We start from the raw sequence: 18690 nt of genomic DNA, 5'->3' as shown, positions 1-18690 counted from the left end.
GACCTATTCCCCCAGCGCCGTAGATTTAACGGTGTAATAACGCTGTTTGCGAATGGTCTGTATCACCTGGTTAAAATGTGCCAGCAACTCTTGCTCTGAGCCGTATCTTCGCTGCAACGCGGCGTACTCCTCATTGATTTGGCGACGTGCACGTTCAAGGTCTTCCGTTAATAACTTCGCATAGGCATGATCTTCCACACCGGAGGTACTTCTAGCTGCATTGAGCATGTCTTCAACTAATGCTCGGGCCATCTCAACAGCAATAAATGGTGCCGCTCGTGAAGCAAACGACCTAGCGGCCCCTTCATTTAATGCAGAAAGAGTTCGAATCATGCCCCCAATGCTGGCAGGAGCCGAGGTCATAAAAGCCTTTTCGGTGGCGCTAGCAGCCCCTGTATTTCGAGCAAACTTAAAAATAATGCCGTTACTAGAACCTGTACCAAGAAGTAAATTTTCTACCTGAGTTGATAACCCGGTAAGAGTCACGTTAGTGATTATTGGGTTCAGACAACCGTCTTGCGTCACTGTGTCACATCGGTACATAGCGACGTTACCGCCATGAATTAGATGTTCAATAGTCACTTTATTGCCATTCAGTCTGGTCAGTTTTGGGGCTTTACCTTGACCATCAGCCGCATTCGCTAAATCACCAACGATGATCGAGCCCGTCACGGACATAACCGCTTCAAGAAAACGGTCATCCCCAGATGCAAACCAGCTTGATGCCGAGTGACGTTTCAATGCTCGCCAAACCAAATTACCTTTAATCGTTTTGTTCACATCAGATGCCGCGACACTCGAAGCGTTCTCATATGGGTTCTTACCATTGGATTCACTCCAACTGGTAAAAATGTCTCCAGCCCCTTTAAGTGAGCTCAACATGCTGGCCTCTGTTTGCCCCTTCTTACCAAAAGCAGCTAGGGTATCGTTCACGACTCCCTGAGCCATTTGACAGGAATTGCCAAAATATTCGTTCAACTGCTGGATTTTCTTTTGCAGTGTCTCCATGTGCTGGGAGCATTTCTCACACATAGCACTGAGCGCCAATTGGAATGCATATCCTTTGGCGTTTGCAGCAACAGAGCGAAGTAATTGAACAAACTGATCCGCGTTAACAAATGACAAACTTCCCGCGAACATATCAATGCCGCCACAACCGGCTTGGAATGACGGTGGCACCATAGAGACGAGGTTCTCGTTCATGATCCTGTTACGAACAACAACGCTTCCTCCAGATATAACGCCACGCCGCTGACTCTCGAATACACCAGGCGCAGTGGTGTTGGTCATTGAACCAAACAACTGGTTCATCTCCTGTTGCAAGCTTGCTTGGCTCATAGATGAAAAACCAATCGCACAGGCGATTAGCGATACTCGGATTACTTTTTTCATTGTTATAACCCTCCTTGTGCACGCAGATAGCGAACAAGGAACTCAGGGTCCTGTAATATCTTTTCGTTAAGCTCTTGGGCTGACATCGCGAGTGACACGCCGGGTTGAACAGGTCTGGTGGCATAGTAAGTTTGATCGTCAATCCAACCGGCTTGATGGGCTGCGAGAATGATTCGATTATTGAGCTCATCAAGGCTCATTGCGCCTTGTCCAATCGGAGTAATAACGTTAGGCGGGTCAACTAAGAACACGGCAGGGACAGTCGTAACGGACAAGGATTGGGCTTGTCCTGAATCGACTTTGTAATTGGGAAACTCTCCACCGGGTAAAGGCAAGCCATCGACAGCAATAGCAAACACCTCGAACCCATAGTTCAAGGCCATAGATTCGATGATAGGCGCTTGAGCATGGCAATAAGGGCAATCCGAACGATAGAAAAAGAACAAACCAGCCCGCTTCGCTACTTCACCTAAAGCTACATCACGTTGAGCGCCAGCTTCTCGATCCATCCGATTGGCAGCATAGGTCGCCAAGGGTCTGCGACTGATTTCATCCAAAACAGGATCGCCCATGACCACCTGCTGACTAACATCAGCAAACTGTGAGCCCTTATCCATCATGACGCGCTGGAGATACAGATAGGCTCTGACGTTCTCATTCGTCGGCTCATCAATTGCCTTGTCCATGAACGATTGCATATGCTCTCGGAACCATGCGGCACTGAAGGGCTTTAGTTCGCTCTGACTGGACTCCACGACACCAGTTTCCGGCTCTATCAGCTCATCAGGCTGCTCAGGTTCAGGAATAACCTGATACCAAAACCAGCCTTCCTGACCACGCTGATAGAATGGTCCATCACTGGCATGGGCGGGCAAGATGAATAGCAAGAAAATAATGATTGGGATGGTCACCCATAGGATGAACCAAGGGAACAAGGGGGTTCTCATTGTCAGCTCCAGAAAATTTCATAGAGCTAACATGCTAAAGATCCCCGTCAGGGCGATTAGCCAGATAGATGAATGAATCGTGTGTGTTTCTGACTAGCTGTCTTGACCAGTAACAGCTAACTTTAATGAGCCAAAAATATGGTTTTCCGTTTTGAGCTAGGAGCGGACATCGAACTATCAAACTTTGCAGAGGAAATATAGCTGTGGGTTAACTTTTAAAGAGTGATCGTGTACATTGGCCAGATTAAATCAAGATGACACTTTTTTATGGCAGTAGAGACTATCAATAGGGAAGCTGGAGACTCTGGCAAAGGCTTTAGATTACAGCTCATAAGGGCGATTAAGCTCATGCTGCAAACGATTCAGCAGGATAGAAGTACTGTATTTTTTACTGCGGTGGAAAATCTCGAAGATGTTTCCCATCAGACTATTGTAGATGGAGAAGTCAGTAATTACTTCGAAGAAGACAAGAATTATGACTTGAATGGCAATTTCACAATTTTTAGTCCTCCGGTTATAAATACGTTGGTCAGTTTTTATGACATCTATGTAGATCAATTTCGCACCAGCAACAGCGTATATTTGGGCTTTTACACGACGAGGGATGTCGGTAAGGAAAGAAAATCCAAGCTCAATAGCGGTAAAGAAATAGCTCTACCAGAAAAACCAATTTTAGAAATTCTTCAATCGTTTGATGATGTTTCAGACGATACAATTAATTTAGTAAAAGAAATTCTTGTTGAAGAGTACGCTTCCCAATATAAAGAAAAGCCTAAGTCAGGAAACTTAGAAACGCTTCGGGGTCTAAATGCTGATATGTTTAAAGAGTTTTTGAGGAAAATTTTATGGCATTTCGGTCAGGAAGATGAGGATGCACTCAAGCAGACAGTTTTAACGGATATTGAAAATTCACCACTTCACAACAATGCGCATATAGGCAAAGAAAAAATAATATTTTGTTTGTTAATGGATAAGCTGAGTGAAAAGCAAAATAGTAAAAACTTAGTCGATAAGTTGGTTCATAGTTCAGATGTAAAACTGATTTTTAAAGAAGCAGAGTCTCAAATTCCAGACGAGAGTATAGACCCTACTTGGCGCTATATCGCCGAGCTTGAAAAGGATGTGACCGACAAGCGAAATCTGAAGGAAAAAGTACTTTCAGTAATTGAGGATATTTCAGATCGTCGAATTAGACTGTTAGCTAGAAAAGCAAGTGGCTCTAAGTATGAAGAGCGTGAAGCAGACAAGTCTTTTTTGTCTTTGAAGTATCGTGTTTTTGAAGCTTGTGAAGAATATTTTTCAGATGATGGATATGTAGCCCCTGAAAGCGGCAACGACTTGGATGCTGTTCTTCAAACGCTCTTATCAAAAGCAGTAGAAGATATTTCTAAGTTAAAGACCGATTACAAATATACGATTTCTAATGATAAAACAATAGAAGGAATTATTTGGAATTTATTTGATGGGTGTTTTTTAGCTTTTGATGAGTGTAGTGATGAGTGATGTAAGTACAAAGAAAAGGCTAATGTACTTAAGCGGTGAAGATTTCTATCTTTATTGCTATTCCGTTCTTGTTATTTTGGATTCTTTAGGTTGTCGTGATGGGAAATTTTTTAGAGACTACAGGAAGTTGGCTTTTTTAACTGACATTATCAGTAATGATAAAACAGTCTATGTGGTTTCTCATTCTTCAGGAGAAAAACTGAACCCGAAAGATTATGAGTGTTTACTTGACAGCTATTCGAATGGATTAACTAGAAGAAGTGAAATTCTTAAGTTGTTGTTTGTTCTTGAGAAGAGAGGCTATGTGACTTTGAATCGAGGTAAAGCACAAGAAATTGATGTTACTTTGACTAAGGATAACCTTCCCAATGACTTTTTGAACAGCAATGTTTTCGAGTCGGAATCTAAGAATATAATAAATATATCAAAGAAAGTGGGACGGTTGGCATCGCTAACTCTGGATACCATGTTAGGTAAAATTTATGTTGAAAATGGAGTTCGAACATGGGTCTGATGCGAGTTAATAAGCTTATTTATGAAGGAAGCAAGTATTTTTTCGAGTCTAAAGAGTTCGACGAAAATATCATCCTAATTGAGGGCGATAATGGAACAGGGAAAAGCACCTTCTGTAATTTGATTTATTTTGCATTGGGTGGAGAGGTTCCAATATTTCGAAGAAATAATGATAAGCGCCACGATGAAATAACTTCTGATAGTGATAACTATGTTGATCTTTATATCTCAATCAATGATGGCAGTTATTTACTAAGGCGCTACTTTGGAGATAATGAAGTAACAGTAATCCCCTATGAGCGGGTGGTTGAGAAGATATATTCAGAAGATAAAAATACTTTAATTAAAGAGAAGGTAAGATTTTCTCTTTCGGAAGATAAGACTGAAATATATCCCGTAAACAGAAGCAAAGATTCATACGTTTTTTCTGACTGGATTCTCGAGAAATTGGAAATATCTGTGGTCGAGCTTTTTCATGGATATAATACATTTAAAATTAATATATCAGACTTGATGCGGCTGATTTATCACGATCAACAGCCGAACCCAGAGGGTATTTATAAAAAGCCAGATACTAATTCAACGTATGTTTCTGATTCTGAGTTGGTTCGAAAAGCTATTTTTGAACTCTTAGTTGGTAAAGCCTATTCTGATTACTACGACTCTATTGTCGAGGAAAAGAAGCTGTCGAGAGAGAAAAGCTTGGCTAAAGCGGTTGTGAATGAGTACACGCTTTTAGCCGACAAAATGCGAAAAAATGGCGGGGCTAAAAATGTCAGTTTTTTACAGAAAGAAATCTCTGATAAAGAGCAGCAAATTGACAAGTTGCATGATGCCAGACAGGCATTCAAGCGAAATCGAACTGGATCAAATACAATTAATCAAGATATTGAGTCGTGCAAATCAGAATTAATTGATTGTGAACTTAGATTAAGCCGATTAAAAGAAAATCTGGTTTCAGCTCTTGATGAACGGTACAAATTAAACGTAGTTAGAAATGAATCTGCTTCAGAAATTAGACGCATTGAAAAAGTTATTTTTTCACACGATCATCTAAACCTTTTTACATCTGATACTTGTCCATACTGCTTAAGTCACGTGGATCGTGTGGAAGGGCATTGTGTTTGTGGCGCTTCGATAGAAGAAGAACAATATGAGAGGTTTTTCTACACATCAAAAGAGTATAAAGATATTCTGAAAACGAAACTTAAGGCACTGTCAACAATTAAAACCGCATATGATGATTGTGACTCTGAAGTTCAAGAGATTAAAAAAGAAATTGAGTTGATAGAGAAAAAGTCGGTGACTTTCCGTGAAAAGCTACAAGAAATGCTTGGGCGGGTCGATGAAATTGTTGACATTGAAAGCCTAAATGATATTGACGATAAAATATTGCAGCTTAGAGAAGATGTTGCGAATTTGAATCGATTGTTGGAGATTGAATCAAAGCTGGAACGTATCCAAAAAGATTTTGATCTGGTTAGCTCTAAAGCAAAAGACGCTGAGTTAAAGAGGAAAGGGCTTGAGATTAAAGCTCAACAGGATGTAACTTCGAAGGTAAATGCGTTTAGTAAAAAGTATGATGAGCTGATGAAAAATACTTTGCCTGATTGCAGATCGGCAAAGATTGCGCTTGATAACTATTTGCCTTCAATTAATGATGGTCTCTATCGAGAAACAAGTTCACTTGTTTCAATTCGAATGATGTACTTTATCACTCTCATGCATTTAGCTTTGTCTGATGAATCAGTGACATTCCCGCGCTTTTTACTTATTGACACACCTGAAACTGCCGGAATCGAATTAGAGTATCTGATTAACTGTATTCGTCAGTTGGAAGAATTGAAAAATTATGGAGCTGACTTTCAAGTTATCATTTCGACAGGTTTAAACAAGTATCCCGAGTCATTAAAGGACAATCGTGTACTCTTTATGCCCGATAAGCAGAAGGAACATATGCTCTTGAAGAAGAAGAGCCTTTCTAAGTAATAACGTCAAGCAATTTAGATTCAACTAGTTAGTATGATTAGTTACTGAAGTTCTGCTATCGGCACGTAAGTAATATTCAGAAATTTTGAATACTACATTAACTCAATTTACTGCAAAAACCGTAACCAACGTTTTAATTGAGTCACCCGGAACCATAACAAAGTTCATTTTGCTACCAACATGCTGCCAGAACTCGGCCTCTTGTGCATATTTTTTTGTTTTTTGGATAGCGACGCTTTCTGGTAACTGGGCTTTAGTTAGCCCAGAGCATAGCAGCTTTGTGCACAAAGCCTTCCAAGGATGCTTAGGAGCACCGTCTGAAAGCCGTTCCACAAACCGTTCCAGTGCATGACGAGTCACCACGACAGGTCCAATGTTCGGAACGTTGATGACCTCATCGATTTCTCTCACTGTAGCATTATCGACGCTGTATTCTTCGAAGGAATGTGAGAGCCAATCGTCCCGCTTCTCTACCGAGATCTGTGCTTCCTGGTATCGAGTAAGCAAAAACCTAGTCAGGCTGTAAAGTGAATGCTGAGTTGAGCGTTGTTTCTGTAACTTTTTGATAGCTCCTTTACTGACCCGGATTTGAAGCCCATTACCGCTTCGGTTACTCCCCATCACCTCTTTCACTGACAGTAGGTGATGAATAGCATAAAGCTCAGCTGCAATTGGCTTTTGCTGCTCAGGTAGCTTGTCGTATTGCTCACCTAAATCGACCTTTAGCTCACCACCTCTTCGAAGGCCGGTCTTCCAGTAAACCGTAAACTCACCATCAATCTGCTTTGTTAACAGGGTTAAAACCATCATGTTTGTTTCTCCTATTAGTTATCTATTTTTCATTCTCCATGTTTTTTCAATTATGCAAGGCGCAAAAAAAAGGGGCCGAAGCCCCTTGGATCAGATATGAACTTTAGGAAAGCCCATGGCACCGTAAACATTCAACACATCATTCCAATCCCAACTTTTCACGCCAAGTGACGTTGGTATCGGAGGGATCAACACTTGTGTCAGAATGCCTTTTTGCCAGGCTTTTTTCTTGAGTTCATTCGCTGCATTCAGGCCGGTCTCAGAGAGATCGTGATCTGCCCAGATGTACAGCATTTTCACATTACTTGGTGGTTCAAACCTAGCCAGTAGTGTTGCATTCACAACCGACCAACATGTTTGCCCCGTTGCTCTGGTTACCGCTAGGGCCGTTTCTATACCTTCAGAAACACCTAGTACCTCACCAGGCTCACCTATCGGAATGGCACCACCAGTGATTGTTCTGTCACTTGGTATGGGCATCATCTTTTTTGGCTTTTCAACCGGCGCTTTGAATCCATCTTCACTTAGGTAGATCCGATGAAACGTGGCCGAACGCCCTTGCTGAGTAACGATTTTACCTAGCAGCGCTGGGTAGCTATCGATAAACAGGCCATCTTCATCATGGTAAGGCAAGTTTGGATGAAACCTCAGCACCGAATCCCATTCAGGACGAAGCCGCGTCACAATGCCACGACGATGCAAGTAGTTCCAAACAGGTTGCGCACGAGTATCTGCAAGAGATAACGTTTCTCCCCACGTTTGATTCAAACGTTGGATAATCGCTTTGTCCTCTACCTGCTTTTTAGTCTTCCGGTCAACAGCGTTACTCGGTATTGCCCGAGTTGGTACTTGTCCGGGTTGAATACCAAGAACCTGGCCGATTGCTTCAATAGACTGAGCAAAGTTCCATCCATTGATCCAAGACAACAGTTCAAAACCATCATGAAAGATACCGCAGGTATTACAAACGCCGCCACCGGTATATTCAGCATCTTTGAACAGCCTAAAGCCATCACGACCGCCATGAACAGGACAAGCCACATGACGCCCTTTTCGAGCAATAGCGGCATCAAGTTCTGGCACCAATGCCGCCAAGACTTGAAGCCATTGGCCATTGAGATATGGCCTTACTGTGTCAATTTGTAAAGGTAACGCCATATAACCTCCTTAAATAAAATGCCGACTCCTACCCCAGGTGGTAAAAGTCAGCTTAGGTCCAGCATTAGCCGTTCGGTTAATACAGGAGCGTTAGTCAAGCTGGATACCATGTCGTCTTAATAGCCACATGATGGACTCACGAAGCACATCAGGATCGACAACGGCAGCCATTGCGCAAACACGAAAGCAAAATGGCGCTATTTCGTCATTTTGAATCCACGACAACACATCCTTGCGCAACCGAGTACTGACACGACCGTCCAGCAATACACGGATCGCATCCAAAAGAATGCCTTCGCGTAACTGCCAGATTTCCGTGTCAGACCAAGTGACTGGGGCATCATCAAACTCAAATAGAAATTCGAGCTGTGATGATGTGTGCTGATGGGACTGCTTTTGTGATGTAGGAGAATGGGCAATACGCCCATTCATTACAGATAACCGCGTTCGGCAAGCGAAACGCAGCCCTCGGATGCGACCACGACATGGTCAAGCGTTCGAATATCAACAAGTGACAAGGCGTCACGGAGTCGATGAGTGATGCGTTTATCAGCTTCACTTGGCTCAGGATCACCCGATGGATGGTTATGAACCAGTATCACTGCTGCCGCATTAAGTTCTAGCGCTCGTTTTGTTACTTCCCTTGGATAAACGCTCGCTGCATCTAAAGTGCCTTTGAACAGCTCTTCAAATCGAATAACGCGATGCTTTGTATCAAGAAACAGTACGCCAAAGACTTCGTGCTCATACTCGTGCATCAGTGTTTGCAGGTATGAGAACGCCGACGATGGCTGTTCAATTTTTCGACCTTTACTCAATCGACCACGGGCAAGCTTGAGCGCCATATCTAAGATATCCGCTTCAGTCACTTGCTCAGGAACGATGTAAGTACCGGCTTCTTCGCCAGCTAAGAACTTTTTGTTTTTCATAGGAGTCTCCAAAAAAAAGCGGAGACGAACCCATGCCCTGAAGGGGACGGAATCGTCCCCGCAGGGTGGTAAAATTGATGTGGTTACTGAATTAACAGTTGTTGTGTTACTTCGAATAACTCACGCTTTAGATCTTTGACGTCATTAATCATAATGCTTTGAGGAAAGAATTTCTCAACACTGCGTGTTTGAATCCCTATCCCCAGCAGCTCAAAGCCACTGCGTCTGCACCGGTCAACAATGTCATGCGTGGCAGCCCAATCATCTGGGTCACCATCCGTTAGCACTATCATTAGCTTTCGCTTCTGTTTTTGCGCTAACAAACTGTTTGCCGCAAACCACATCGCTTGTGCCATAGGCGTACAACCTCGTGGTTTTTGGTCAAAACAGGCGGCCCGATGTCGAACCGATTGCTTGGGCAATAACGCGATAGAAACTTCCTGATGAATACCAGGAAAATAACTGACCGCAGGTACAACACCCGGTATGCCTTCCAGTGCCATGGCCAAAGCCAAAGCAGCTTCATTGGCAACATGAAAGTACTTTCGATTACCTTCGCCAATGGGTTTACCCATTGAACCCGATATATCGACAAGCAAGTGCACAGCGGCATTGGGGGCAATGCGAGGTTGCCTTTGAATAAACAATCTCGACTCACCGGCTTGTGAAGCGGCAAGACGATGGGTTGCCACTCGAAGACCGTGCCTTTTGGCATGATTCCGATTGTCCTGACTGGACTGAACCATGCCCCTAAGTCGGGCTCGAATTTGAGCAGACTCCGACGCCGATAAGGTCAAGATGGCCTCATCACCCAACATAGCTTGCTCTGCTTGGGGCAAACTGAGAGGTGTGACGCCCTGATGTCCTTCAGCTTGTTCCGACAACACTTCTGCCACTTGGGCAAAGGTATCGGGTTCAAACTGAGCGGCACTGGCCTCTAAGGCTTGTCGCAAATTGTCAGCTTGATCAGAGTTATCTGAATCCCCCGTTTCAGCAACATCCGCCGTTGCAGACGAGTCTGTTTCAGGGATTTGACTGTCACTACTGTTATTGCTGTCATTACTCGCATCTTGTCCAATGTCATTACCGCTATCAGCATCCGACTCATCCTGTGGTGGACGAGATTCTTCTTCCAACATGGCAACGATGGCATCGACAAGTTTCAGCACTTCACCTGTAGATGCCAGGCTAGGCACTGCTGTAAGCATGGCGCTTAACCGGCTCATCGCTGCGGCAGGAAAGAGTTGTCTCACTCTTTCATCAACCGCTTGATACAGAGGTGTCAGCGCTTTCTGACCCAGAAAATGGCATCTCAAGCGGAACAACAACCATGCTTGCAAGTTAGATGCAGGCTCAAGCTGTTCAGGTACACTCATTTGCTGTGTGTCCACCATGTACTCAATCACTTGCGAAATACTGCGCCGGGTTCCGGGGTAATCCTTTGCCAATTCGTTTTCAATGCGAACGTCCTCAATGATATTGAGAAGTGCCTTACGGATCGGCTTGGACGACGCCTTCTGCACCATGTCAAAATTGGTATGCCGAATATGCGCCGCTTCATGAGCCAGATAACCCCAAGCTATCTGTTGATAGTGTGGGTCGTCTGGGTTTGCTGTTGGGATCACAATCCGCTCACCATCGGTAAACGCATCTTGTCCTTGAATAAGCACCTTCACACCAAACTTTTCGCCATAAGCGGCGGCAACGATTGGCAGTGCGTTTTTTAATGGATGATTCATGGGAGTCTCCTAATCATTAGGGGGAATACTCCCTCAGCGGGAGCGTTTCCCCGCTGGGAATGTGAGTGTTTAAACCTGTGCTTTTAGCTTATCCAGATCGTATTTTTGACCTAACCAAGCCACCAATTGAGCTGGACTCTCGTGCTGCTCAAATGACGTTTTAAGCTGGTCTAAACTCAGGATGTCATCCAATGTCAGACCGTACTGGTCTTGTAACTGAGTAGACACCTCGTGTTGATATTGCAGCCAGGCCCGCTCAAAAGCGGTTTGCTGCAATGCCATGTTTGGAACAAATACCATGGCCGTTACCCAAGCTCCTTGTGCGTCCGCATCTGCGATCAAAACAGGGTTCTTGGGGATCACGACACTATGTGTTGAGTACGACCGTTGTACTAACGTTCGACAACACGCCACTTCTGGTATCGATTCACTTTCAACCGCATCAGTCACACCACGAAAATGTGCTTCAAACTGGTTCAGTTGGCTGGGGTTATGGATGGTTGATTGCATAATTTCCTCTTACATAGTTCAGAGGACATGCGCCCTTAAGGGCAACATGCCCTCAAGGACGTTAGAAATAAAATGAGTTTGGTACAGTCGAACCAAGGTTTGGTCTGACGGTTGGTTGTGGTATTGCACGTAAGTTATCTGCCTGAGCAGATACTGGCTGTGCGGGTTTAGGTTCAGGTTTGGGCATCAGTTGTCTGATATCCAATTGACCTTCACCGTGCATTCTCATCTTGTCTGGATCAGACAAAATTAAAATGGTCGCCATCAGTTCGTGATAGAGATTGTCTGTCACAGGGCCGGTCTTCGGCAGACGAACAAATAAATTGTCCATCGCTTCGACCATCGGCTGAACTCGATGATCCAGGAATGACAAACCATCCAACTTGTCTCTTAACCGTTTGAGAGGGTTAAGGGCTCGCTGACTGATTTGATTCTTACCTGCAACAGAACGCTCAAACAGTTCATTGGCATCACGAGCCACTTCCCTAAAGAGGGTGTGTCCCATACCATTGACCTTGTCATCTAAGCCACCAGCTTGTTCAGCTGGTTGCATTCGATAGATGGCATAATCGAACTGAAGCCGTTGTTCCACGTCTTCGATGGGTGATAATGCACGCCGGATTGCATCTGCAAATTCCGGGTGTTTTGCAACCCAGTCAAACGTCACCTGATCATAGTTGTCCAAGAACAACTGCTTGCACTGCGCAAACTCCTGACCGATCCGGTCAAGCTCTGGAACAATCTGATCAATTCGGTCTTCAGGGACGGCATAGCCACCTAAAAACCGCACACCGACTTGCTCACACAAGCGCTGCGCTTCTTTCTTAAGCCTTTCAAAGTTCGCCAATGCCTCTGGGTCGCAAATTTTTTTACTCCCTAAGCTGGCAACATCCTTCGGTGGAAGTTGGCTGCCATTGGCTAATCTGAAATCTTCAGGCCTTAGTTTTTTTCTACCGCTCCAGATGGAACAGTCGATGTGACAAATCAAAAGTTTGTCGAGGGTTTGAATACTCATAGTGCATCCTCATGCGAGATGGGGACGCACCACTCCCAGCAGGAGCAATGGCCCCCGTTTGGGTGGTAGTAGTTGACGCGCTAATGGCAATACCACTATCAGAAATAGTAATTTTGCGAATCAGGCGACGATCGGTTGAGATCGATTTTCACAGGCATTAAGTCCAGTGCTTCAGCTATCGGGCGAACCCGCTCTAAATCACTGCCTAGCAACCGCAATACATCTTTTTCCAACTTCAGTTGGTCGGATACTTCTATCCCTTCAGGACTCGCTACTGTGAGTGAACACAGTGGTGGTAATTGACGCTTAAAAGCCAGTAACAGCAACAATGGCCACGGGCCATCATCAGTGTTAACAATGCCAGCGCCTTCACCTGACACCATGCTGATTTGATTGGTACTAGGTAATCCGCTTTTGCAAAACCCTAATGACCATTCTCCAATCCTGACCTGGTTATCATCAATAACAGCCAAGCCATAGGCTTCAAGCAGCTTTGCCATATCGAACAACGCTTTTTTCGCCAGCGATATTTGGCCATTGACGTCCTTGCGAGTACGAAACTCCCAACTGACGTTATTGACGCACGCGACACTATCTAGCGCATTTGAGAGTTCAAATGGCCGCCCTTGATGATCAATGCCGACTTGTCCAACCAATCGATAACCCTTGTTGATTTTCTCATTGATTCGTCGGTCTGCTTCAGCGTTAGGATCAGTCGAATCAATCAATCGCTGCTGCGACAATTGACCGGCTTTTCCAAACCGAACTTCAATCTCCTGGGTATCCGATCCAACGTAAATGGCCCATTCTTTGGCTGTCCCATCAGAATGACGGTAACGGTAAAGAGCAAAGCACTTATCCATCATCAATCCTCCCAATGGTCACCGAAGACATCAGCGGCAATACGGTGAATGGCTTCTCGTTGCTCCAACTCAGCACGAGCCGTCAAAGACCGAACCAGTGCATACTCCACTGCGTTAGGAGCGCCTTTAAAAGCAAGTGTTAACTTTGCCCAGCGCACCAAGGTCCGAGTGGACATAGTGATACTAAGCTCAGCACCACCATCCGCGCCCCCAATAAAGAGACGACGAATGTCACCAGCCACTTTCACCATTTTTTGGCGAAAGACTTCTGGCAAGCCCGGCGCAACGTTCTCCAGAATGGCTTCCTCTACAGAAGGCTCTGCATAGGTCGCTTCGATGATTCTAAAGCGATCAAGAAAAGCCAAATTCTGTTGGAGCACACCTTGATACAAGCCCGTTTGGTCACCGCTGCCCGCACTGTTGCCGGTAGCGATAAAACGAAACTTGGTATGTGGCATGATGATCTCACCGCCATTTTGTGCGATGACCAACGGGGCACCTTCCAAAATGTCATTGAGCCCAGCCAGTTCAGCAGGCTCAGCAAGATCCATTTCATTAATGATCAGCAAATGGCCATGCTTGACAGCCAGTGCCAGCGGCCCATACACAAAGGTCATGTTGCCATTAACCAGTGTGTGGTGACCGATAAGATCGGACAACTCCAATCGACCGTGCGCAGTAATTTGCTGAACAGGCCAATTCAATCGAGAAGCAACTTGGCAAATTAGCGAGGTCTTACCGCATCCAGTGGGGCCTGTAATATACAAACCGTCACCGTCTGGGTGAGACAAGAACGCCAATACGTCACGTAAGTCTTCTTTTCTAAAAACATACTCGTCCTTGCGAACGGGAATGTTTGGATGGGTAGTGTCGGCACTAAATCCTTCCAGAACGAAAGCATCAGGAGCCGGGACATTAAACGCTTGATTCACTTGAACCAAAAATGGGGATTGTTCTGTCATGGTAAACCTCATTAGTTTTAACGAGGCCCCATGCCCCAACAGGGAATGAAGTCCCCGTCGGGTGGTGTGTTGATTGTGGTATGGCTGTGTATGTAAGAGTTCAGCTCGCTCTATCATTCGTACCCAGCATTGGCTACGAGTGAAACTGCTTTCTGATGCACTCGATGTAAGCGCATGAGAAAGGAGCCGAAATCGGCTCCAAGTGAACGTTAAAAGTAAAATGAGCTCGGCGAGTCACCTGGCAGAACCAAGTTATCTTGCTCAAGACTGATTTTGATTGGTGTTTCAACGGGCTGCTCTGGCTTATTGGTGCTAATGCGCAACCGCTCTTGTGGCGCTTTTCGGTAAGCGGCTAAAACCTGTTCATCCAGCTCGCCTAACTTATCGGTGGCCAATTGCTTATAGTCCACCGTGCCCGCCATCATGTAGCGGCTGAGTTTGACCCCAGCATAGTCGGCATGAGCGTAGTTACCCATCATGGCGACCAATTTTGACTGGGCGTCTCGCATTTCCTCTTTCAAAGATTTAATGTGATTTTCCAGTCGGACCACTTCGGCATGTGCTGAGCAATACTGTCGAGACAGCGATGTCCAACGGTATTGGGCTTCACCCTTGGGAACAAAACAATCTTGCTCAGGGCATTTTGACGGCTCTTTTTTGGTCTGTACTAACTCCCAAAACTGAAGCGCTGTTTCTTGCAACTCAGTTAAGAACGCCGCGTCTCGCTGTATTTCAAACTCAATCAGTTGATCCTCAAAATAGAAAACCAACCAACCTCGCGTGCTATTGGCGACCAGTATTTGATGCTGTACTTGCACCCAATACAACTGGTACGCCTCGCTTTGTTCTCGGTGAGCTTGCACATCCTCAAAAACTGACTGGCAAGGACATTTCAGTTCAACGGGTTCGCCCGCATCGTTGATGCCATCAAAGCTGGCTCGAAAGATTGCGTTATGATCGGCTTCTGCACATGACGGCAGAAGAAAGTCATTATGCGCATTCTCAAATGCTCGCCTTGCTTGAGGCTCCAACCTTATACCACGAAGCACATTTGGATTATTCGACAGGTCTTCCGGTAATACGAATCCGGTTTTTTCTGCCCATAATCGCCAAGGTGTTTTGTAGGGTGAACGCCCCATAATAATTGGGGCTTCAGATGCCGTAACCCCTGCAATGCGCCACTGGTGCCATGCAGGAGTACGTTGTGATAGGTCGATAACCTTCATATTGCCTCCTTTGAAGGGAGACTCCCCTGAAGGAGAGAACTCCCCTTCAGGGTTAAGTGGTTACTTTGCAGCTTGTGCTAACGCTGTTTGGTGCTGAACAACACTTGCTTGAACCGAATCAATTGCCGCTTTACCGGCTTGAATCGAACCTAAGACAAGGGCAACAACCAATACCAAGCGAAAAAGTGAGGCTGATTTAGTCATGGAAGATCTCCAAAAAAAAGACGAGACCTTCCCCCTGACGGGAGAATAATCCCGCCAGGGTTAGTAAAATGAATGCGTGGCGCTAAGAAGCTAAAGGCTGTGTGAGCGCTTTGGCTGCTTGTTGCTGAGCATTAAAGATTTCTTGCTTCGCAAACGTCAGCTCAACACCTTGAAAATGTTCATTGGCATATTCCAATGCACTATTCCAAGCGTTTGAAGCTTCCGCCCGCTCGATAAGCTTGTAAACAAGCCCTCGGGTTCGATCATCAACTTGCTCGGGTGGAATCACAGATGGCTCAACAACGTGTGTTGCTTGGCCTTCGATAATTCGCTCCGCTTCGTCTTGATCGAAAATTCCCACAAAGCCAAACGCAATGCGGGAACACTGGATCATGGATTTATGTCTTAGCATTCGCTTAGTGTGCGTCTGCCATGGACCATCTACACGGTAAGGGCCATTTTTGCCATTACCTTCAAAAGGCGGTCGATAGACTTCATCCAGATACTCAGTGATTTTGACTGGGTGCGAACGGTCGCGCCGATAGATGATGCATTCCATCCATTCAGGGCATTCTTTCGCGCCATCCAGTGAGACTTTGTTTTCTGAAGTCTTGAACTCCATGCCATCAAACTGGTCGTGTTGATTGATGATGCGAGACCATCCATCGACACCTACCACTGGGATAATCCCAGCTTGTTTATCAGGGAACGCAAAAATCTCTTTGGTGAAAGGGTTCAAACCGTACTGATCTGCAACCACCAAGAGCGCCATCATCTGCTCATTGGTCGGTGCACTACCGTCACGTTGCTTGAATGCTGTTGCTTTTAGGGTATCGAACAACTTGTTTGGATCGACACTAAAGCGCTCAGCAAAGCGTTGGATTAGCTTTGGTTTTTCCATTATGGACTCCGACAATCAAAGTGGGAGTCTGCCCCTGACGGGAAAGTACTCCCGGCTGGGTTAAAGCGTTATCGCTCGGTTAAAAATCTGGTTCAGGATAAGTTTGTGCCCAATTAGCTTGGGAGCTCGCATCATCCGCCGGTGATGGCTCAGATGCTTTGTTCACACTATCAAGAAGCAGAAACTCATCCGCGTCCACTTCGGTCAATCGATGCTTAATGCCATCTTTCTCCCATGAGCGCGTGCGCTGAGGCCCTTGAACAAAAAGCTTCGCTCCTTTTTGGATCAAATCTTTTGCTCTTAGCCCTAACTTAAATCCACCACGATCTCGAAAAACGACCCGATGCCATTCCGTATGCTCTTTGAGCTCATTGGATTGACGGTCGCGCCATTTCTCAGAAGTGGCCAGTGAAATGCTGGTCACTAAATCACCTGATGGATAGGCTCGCGTCTCTGGCTCAGAGCCAACGTAGCCTATGAGTGTTACTTGGTTTTTCATGATGTTCTCCTCGTCTTAGTTGAACTCTGTGCACACAGTTGCTTCTACCCGACTGGGCAAAGAAGACTGACGACGCAGATAGGTTGGTATTTCGAGTAAAGCCATGTCGTACTGATGTGGCTCTTTGTAAAACGCAGATGTCAAACGGGGCATACCAGGAGCTTTAGGCACTGCCATTGGACGACGTTTTGATGTTGGTGTGAGCAATCGCTTGATTTGAGTAAGTACAAATCGAAACGGGCGCACGGTTTGACGAGCAAGTAATCGCAAAAGCGACCAGCTCAGTTTTGCAAGCAACATAATGCCTGCGATTTGGATAATAAATCCGAAGATATATTCCATTGGTGACTCCTTAATTTGGTTGTGAAGGAGTCACCCCAACTGGGGAAAACTCCCCCAGTTGGGTGGTGAAAAGGCGAACCGTAAGGAACGCATGGTTGCGCATGTAAAAACATGCAGGCTATTTGTTTAAGGAGGCTAGCTACCTCTTAGTACCACTGAGAAAACTCAGCGGCGGGCTTCCTTTGAGCTCATGCTCTCAGGCGCAGATATCACTGAAACAGATCAGCAATATTTGATAGTCAGTGTAACCGTCTTATCCAGACAGGATAGTTAGAAAGATGCTCAATTCTTCCACCTAGCTGAAAGGCCATTACCGCACAGAGGATTAGGCTAGGGACTGATTATTGTCATATCAGGAGCAAACTTATGGCCCAAGCAAGACCCAATTACTCAAAACCCATCTTTGAACAATCATTCACAATTAATAGCTTACAGGCGCAACGTGTCGTTGACCGTGTTTTTAGACGGACGGTCAGTGCGCTTTACGGAATCGATGTCATCCTGCGCATCATCGGCGATGAGAACGAAATTGATGAAGTGGAACAGATCATTAGCCAGTTGATCGAGGATTGCGCTAAGGCGGTAGACAACGAACAAGCTCGTTTAGACAAATTGATGGAGTCCAACGGTATCGATGAAGTACCTGACTACACCGACCCGATTACCTTCAACGCCAAAATAAGCTCGCCTCAGGTTGGCCAGTTTGTCGGCTTAGTGCGCAAACTCGATGCGTTAATGATCTCAATGGACACTCTCTGGTTGTCTAGCGTGCTTAGCAACAAGCAACGCGTTGATGGCAACTACGCATGGCAACAGCGCATTATCAAACTTGCACGACGCATTATTGATATCGAAATTCGAGCACGAAAATCAGCCCAAGCTAAGGGTAAAGAAGCAGAAGTTGAGCAAGCGGTGCCTTCAACCGATGACGATATCACTGAAGAGGAAACAGATAACCCCGCCAACTAGCCAACTAGGCTCCCATCAACCAGCCCCTCTCGAAGGGGCTCTTCATCTTGCTGTATTTTCTATCAAAATCATTAAAATGAATTTAACTGTCATTTTTGGCCAAGCTACATGAATAGAACTAATTTTTTCGTTACTTTCTTTAGGGTAAGCGGATTAAATGGTTGATCTTACCTTTGCATGAGAGTGAGACAGACCGGCATCTCATCGGATTATCTGGTT

At 45.3% G+C, this 18690-nt stretch carries 20 protein-coding genes; 4 read left to right on the top strand and 16 right to left on the bottom strand.

What is annotated here, in order from left to right:
• Positions 1-3: 3 nt before the first annotated feature.
• Entirely contained in the window at positions 4-1392 is a 1389-nt protein-coding gene (locus R8N46_RS14170) for a conjugal transfer protein TraH (RefSeq protein WP_024015936.1), read from the bottom strand.
• A gap of 2 nt (positions 1393-1394) precedes the next feature.
• On the bottom strand, positions 1395-2339 hold the full coding sequence (locus R8N46_RS14165; RefSeq protein ID WP_024015935.1) for a thioredoxin family protein: 945 nt from the start codon (positions 2337-2339) through the stop codon (positions 1395-1397).
• 267 nt (positions 2340-2606) lie between these two features.
• Between R8N46_RS14165 and R8N46_RS14160 the strand changes: the two genes are divergently transcribed.
• Genes R8N46_RS14160 through R8N46_RS14150 form a run of 3 tightly spaced genes read left to right on the top strand, consistent with a single transcriptional unit; the run spans position 2607 to position 6344 of the window.
• Entirely contained in the window at positions 2607-3842 is a 1236-nt protein-coding gene (locus R8N46_RS14160) for a hypothetical protein (protein ID WP_043960473.1), read from the top strand.
• A complete protein-coding gene (locus R8N46_RS14155; protein WP_024015933.1) occupies positions 3835-4356 on the top strand; it encodes a hypothetical protein in 522 nt (173 codons plus the stop codon). Before R8N46_RS14160 ends, R8N46_RS14155 begins: the two co-directional genes overlap by 8 nt.
• Positions 4347-6344, top strand: coding sequence for a hypothetical protein (locus tag R8N46_RS14150; protein WP_024015932.1), 1998 nt, complete (start codon positions 4347-4349; stop codon positions 6342-6344). Before R8N46_RS14155 ends, R8N46_RS14150 begins: the two co-directional genes overlap by 10 nt.
• A gap of 102 nt (positions 6345-6446) precedes the next feature.
• On the opposite strand, the gene R8N46_RS14145 is transcribed toward R8N46_RS14150, so the two are convergent.
• The 14 genes from R8N46_RS14145 to R8N46_RS14080 all read right to left on the bottom strand — a co-directional run bounded on the left by R8N46_RS14145 (position 6447) and on the right by R8N46_RS14080 (position 17502).
• A complete protein-coding gene (locus R8N46_RS14145; RefSeq protein WP_024015931.1) occupies positions 6447-7154 on the bottom strand; it encodes a hypothetical protein in 708 nt (235 codons plus the stop codon).
• A 90-nt stretch (positions 7155-7244) separates the two neighbouring features.
• Entirely contained in the window at positions 7245-8312 is a 1068-nt protein-coding gene (locus R8N46_RS14140; protein WP_193285797.1) for a primase-helicase zinc-binding domain-containing protein, read from the bottom strand.
• Positions 8313-8402: 90 nt separating this feature from the next.
• Positions 8403-8744 (bottom strand): hypothetical protein, encoded by a 342-nt coding sequence (locus R8N46_RS14135; protein ID WP_001014428.1) that lies wholly within the window; start codon positions 8742-8744, stop codon positions 8403-8405.
• Entirely contained in the window at positions 8744-9241 is a 498-nt protein-coding gene (gene radC, locus R8N46_RS14130; RefSeq protein WP_000791199.1) for a RadC family protein, read from the bottom strand. Before radC ends, R8N46_RS14135 begins: the two co-directional genes overlap by 1 nt.
• 83 nt (positions 9242-9324) lie before the next feature.
• Positions 9325-10980: a VWA domain-containing protein gene (locus R8N46_RS14125; protein ID WP_001016322.1), complete on the bottom strand. Its 1656-nt coding sequence runs from the start codon at positions 10978-10980 to the stop codon at positions 9325-9327.
• 69 nt (positions 10981-11049) lie between these two features.
• The gene (locus R8N46_RS14120) at positions 11050-11490 is read right to left on the bottom strand and encodes a hypothetical protein (protein ID WP_024015929.1); all 441 of its coding nucleotides are present in this window, start codon (positions 11488-11490) and stop codon (positions 11050-11052) included.
• A gap of 61 nt (positions 11491-11551) precedes the next feature.
• A complete protein-coding gene (locus tag R8N46_RS14115) occupies positions 11552-12505 on the bottom strand; it encodes a DUF3150 domain-containing protein (protein ID WP_000027441.1) in 954 nt (317 codons plus the stop codon).
• 98 nt (positions 12506-12603) lie between these two features.
• The gene (locus R8N46_RS14110; protein ID WP_024015928.1) at positions 12604-13371 is read right to left on the bottom strand and encodes a hypothetical protein; all 768 of its coding nucleotides are present in this window, start codon (positions 13369-13371) and stop codon (positions 12604-12606) included.
• Complete coding sequence (locus R8N46_RS14105) at positions 13371-14330, bottom strand: AAA family ATPase (RefSeq protein ID WP_024015927.1); 960 nt, start codon at positions 14328-14330, stop codon at positions 13371-13373. Before R8N46_RS14105 ends, R8N46_RS14110 begins: the two co-directional genes overlap by 1 nt.
• 209 nt (positions 14331-14539) lie before the next feature.
• Positions 14540-15556, bottom strand: coding sequence for a YqaJ viral recombinase family protein (locus tag R8N46_RS14100; RefSeq protein ID WP_024015926.1), 1017 nt, complete (start codon positions 15554-15556; stop codon positions 14540-14542).
• Between the two features lie 60 nt (positions 15557-15616).
• A complete protein-coding gene (locus R8N46_RS14095) occupies positions 15617-15760 on the bottom strand; it encodes a hypothetical protein (protein ID WP_015066581.1) in 144 nt (47 codons plus the stop codon).
• Between the two features lie 82 nt (positions 15761-15842).
• Positions 15843-16661 carry a phage recombination protein Bet gene (gene bet, locus R8N46_RS14090; protein ID WP_000414662.1) on the bottom strand — a complete coding sequence of 273 codons (819 nt, stop codon included), beginning with the start codon at positions 16659-16661 and terminating at the stop codon, positions 15843-15845.
• Between the two features lie 79 nt (positions 16662-16740).
• Positions 16741-17160 carry a single-stranded DNA-binding protein gene (locus tag R8N46_RS14085; protein WP_012368368.1) on the bottom strand — a complete coding sequence of 140 codons (420 nt, stop codon included), beginning with the start codon at positions 17158-17160 and terminating at the stop codon, positions 16741-16743.
• Between the two features lie 15 nt (positions 17161-17175).
• Entirely contained in the window at positions 17176-17502 is a 327-nt protein-coding gene (locus R8N46_RS14080) for a hypothetical protein (protein ID WP_048608521.1), read from the bottom strand.
• 366 nt (positions 17503-17868) lie between these two features.
• Here R8N46_RS14080 and R8N46_RS14075 point away from each other — a divergent pair, with 366 nt between their 5' ends.
• Positions 17869-18471 (top strand): hypothetical protein, encoded by a 603-nt coding sequence (locus R8N46_RS14075; protein ID WP_048608523.1) that lies wholly within the window; start codon positions 17869-17871, stop codon positions 18469-18471.
• Positions 18472-18690: the final 219 nt, after the last annotated feature.

Origin of the sequence: Vibrio sp. 1874 (assembly GCF_033344395.1) — a bacterium.
Taxonomy (GTDB): domain Bacteria; phylum Pseudomonadota; class Gammaproteobacteria; order Enterobacterales; family Vibrionaceae; genus Vibrio; species Vibrio alginolyticus.
Note: the sequence above shows the minus strand (reverse complement) of the source record. Positions and strands in the feature narration are given on the sequence as shown.

Excerpts from the sequence above, each read along its gene's own strand:
- R8N46_RS14170 (WP_024015936.1), bottom strand. The coding sequence starts at position 1,392 with ATGAAAAAAGTAATCCGAGTATCGCTAATCGCCTGTGCGATTGGTTTT.
- R8N46_RS14165 (WP_024015935.1), bottom strand. The coding sequence starts at position 2,339 with ATGAGAACCCCCTTGTTCCCTTGGTTCATCCTATGGGTGACCATCCCA.
- R8N46_RS14160 (WP_043960473.1), top strand. The coding sequence starts at position 2,607 with ATGGCAGTAGAGACTATCAATAGGGAAGCTGGAGACTCTGGCAAAGGC.
- R8N46_RS14155 (WP_024015933.1), top strand. The coding sequence starts at position 3,835 with ATGAGTGATGTAAGTACAAAGAAAAGGCTAATGTACTTAAGCGGTGAA.
- R8N46_RS14150 (WP_024015932.1), top strand. The coding sequence starts at position 4,347 with ATGGGTCTGATGCGAGTTAATAAGCTTATTTATGAAGGAAGCAAGTAT.
- R8N46_RS14145 (WP_024015931.1), bottom strand. The coding sequence starts at position 7,154 with ATGATGGTTTTAACCCTGTTAACAAAGCAGATTGATGGTGAGTTTACG.
- R8N46_RS14140 (WP_193285797.1), bottom strand. The coding sequence starts at position 8,312 with ATGGCGTTACCTTTACAAATTGACACAGTAAGGCCATATCTCAATGGC.
- R8N46_RS14135 (WP_001014428.1), bottom strand. The coding sequence starts at position 8,744 with ATGAATGGGCGTATTGCCCATTCTCCTACATCACAAAAGCAGTCCCAT.
- radC (WP_000791199.1), bottom strand. The coding sequence starts at position 9,241 with ATGAAAAACAAAAAGTTCTTAGCTGGCGAAGAAGCCGGTACTTACATC.
- R8N46_RS14125 (WP_001016322.1), bottom strand. The coding sequence starts at position 10,980 with ATGAATCATCCATTAAAAAACGCACTGCCAATCGTTGCCGCCGCTTAT.
- R8N46_RS14120 (WP_024015929.1), bottom strand. The coding sequence starts at position 11,490 with ATGCAATCAACCATCCATAACCCCAGCCAACTGAACCAGTTTGAAGCA.
- R8N46_RS14115 (WP_000027441.1), bottom strand. The coding sequence starts at position 12,505 with ATGAGTATTCAAACCCTCGACAAACTTTTGATTTGTCACATCGACTGT.
- R8N46_RS14110 (WP_024015928.1), bottom strand. The coding sequence starts at position 13,371 with ATGATGGATAAGTGCTTTGCTCTTTACCGTTACCGTCATTCTGATGGG.
- R8N46_RS14105 (WP_024015927.1), bottom strand. The coding sequence starts at position 14,330 with ATGACAGAACAATCCCCATTTTTGGTTCAAGTGAATCAAGCGTTTAAT.
- R8N46_RS14100 (WP_024015926.1), bottom strand. The coding sequence starts at position 15,556 with ATGAAGGTTATCGACCTATCACAACGTACTCCTGCATGGCACCAGTGG.
- R8N46_RS14095 (WP_015066581.1), bottom strand. The coding sequence starts at position 15,760 with ATGACTAAATCAGCCTCACTTTTTCGCTTGGTATTGGTTGTTGCCCTT.
- bet (WP_000414662.1), bottom strand. The coding sequence starts at position 16,661 with ATGGAAAAACCAAAGCTAATCCAACGCTTTGCTGAGCGCTTTAGTGTC.
- R8N46_RS14085 (WP_012368368.1), bottom strand. The coding sequence starts at position 17,160 with ATGAAAAACCAAGTAACACTCATAGGCTACGTTGGCTCTGAGCCAGAG.
- R8N46_RS14080 (WP_048608521.1), bottom strand. The coding sequence starts at position 17,502 with ATGGAATATATCTTCGGATTTATTATCCAAATCGCAGGCATTATGTTG.
- R8N46_RS14075 (WP_048608523.1), top strand. The coding sequence starts at position 17,869 with ATGGCCCAAGCAAGACCCAATTACTCAAAACCCATCTTTGAACAATCA.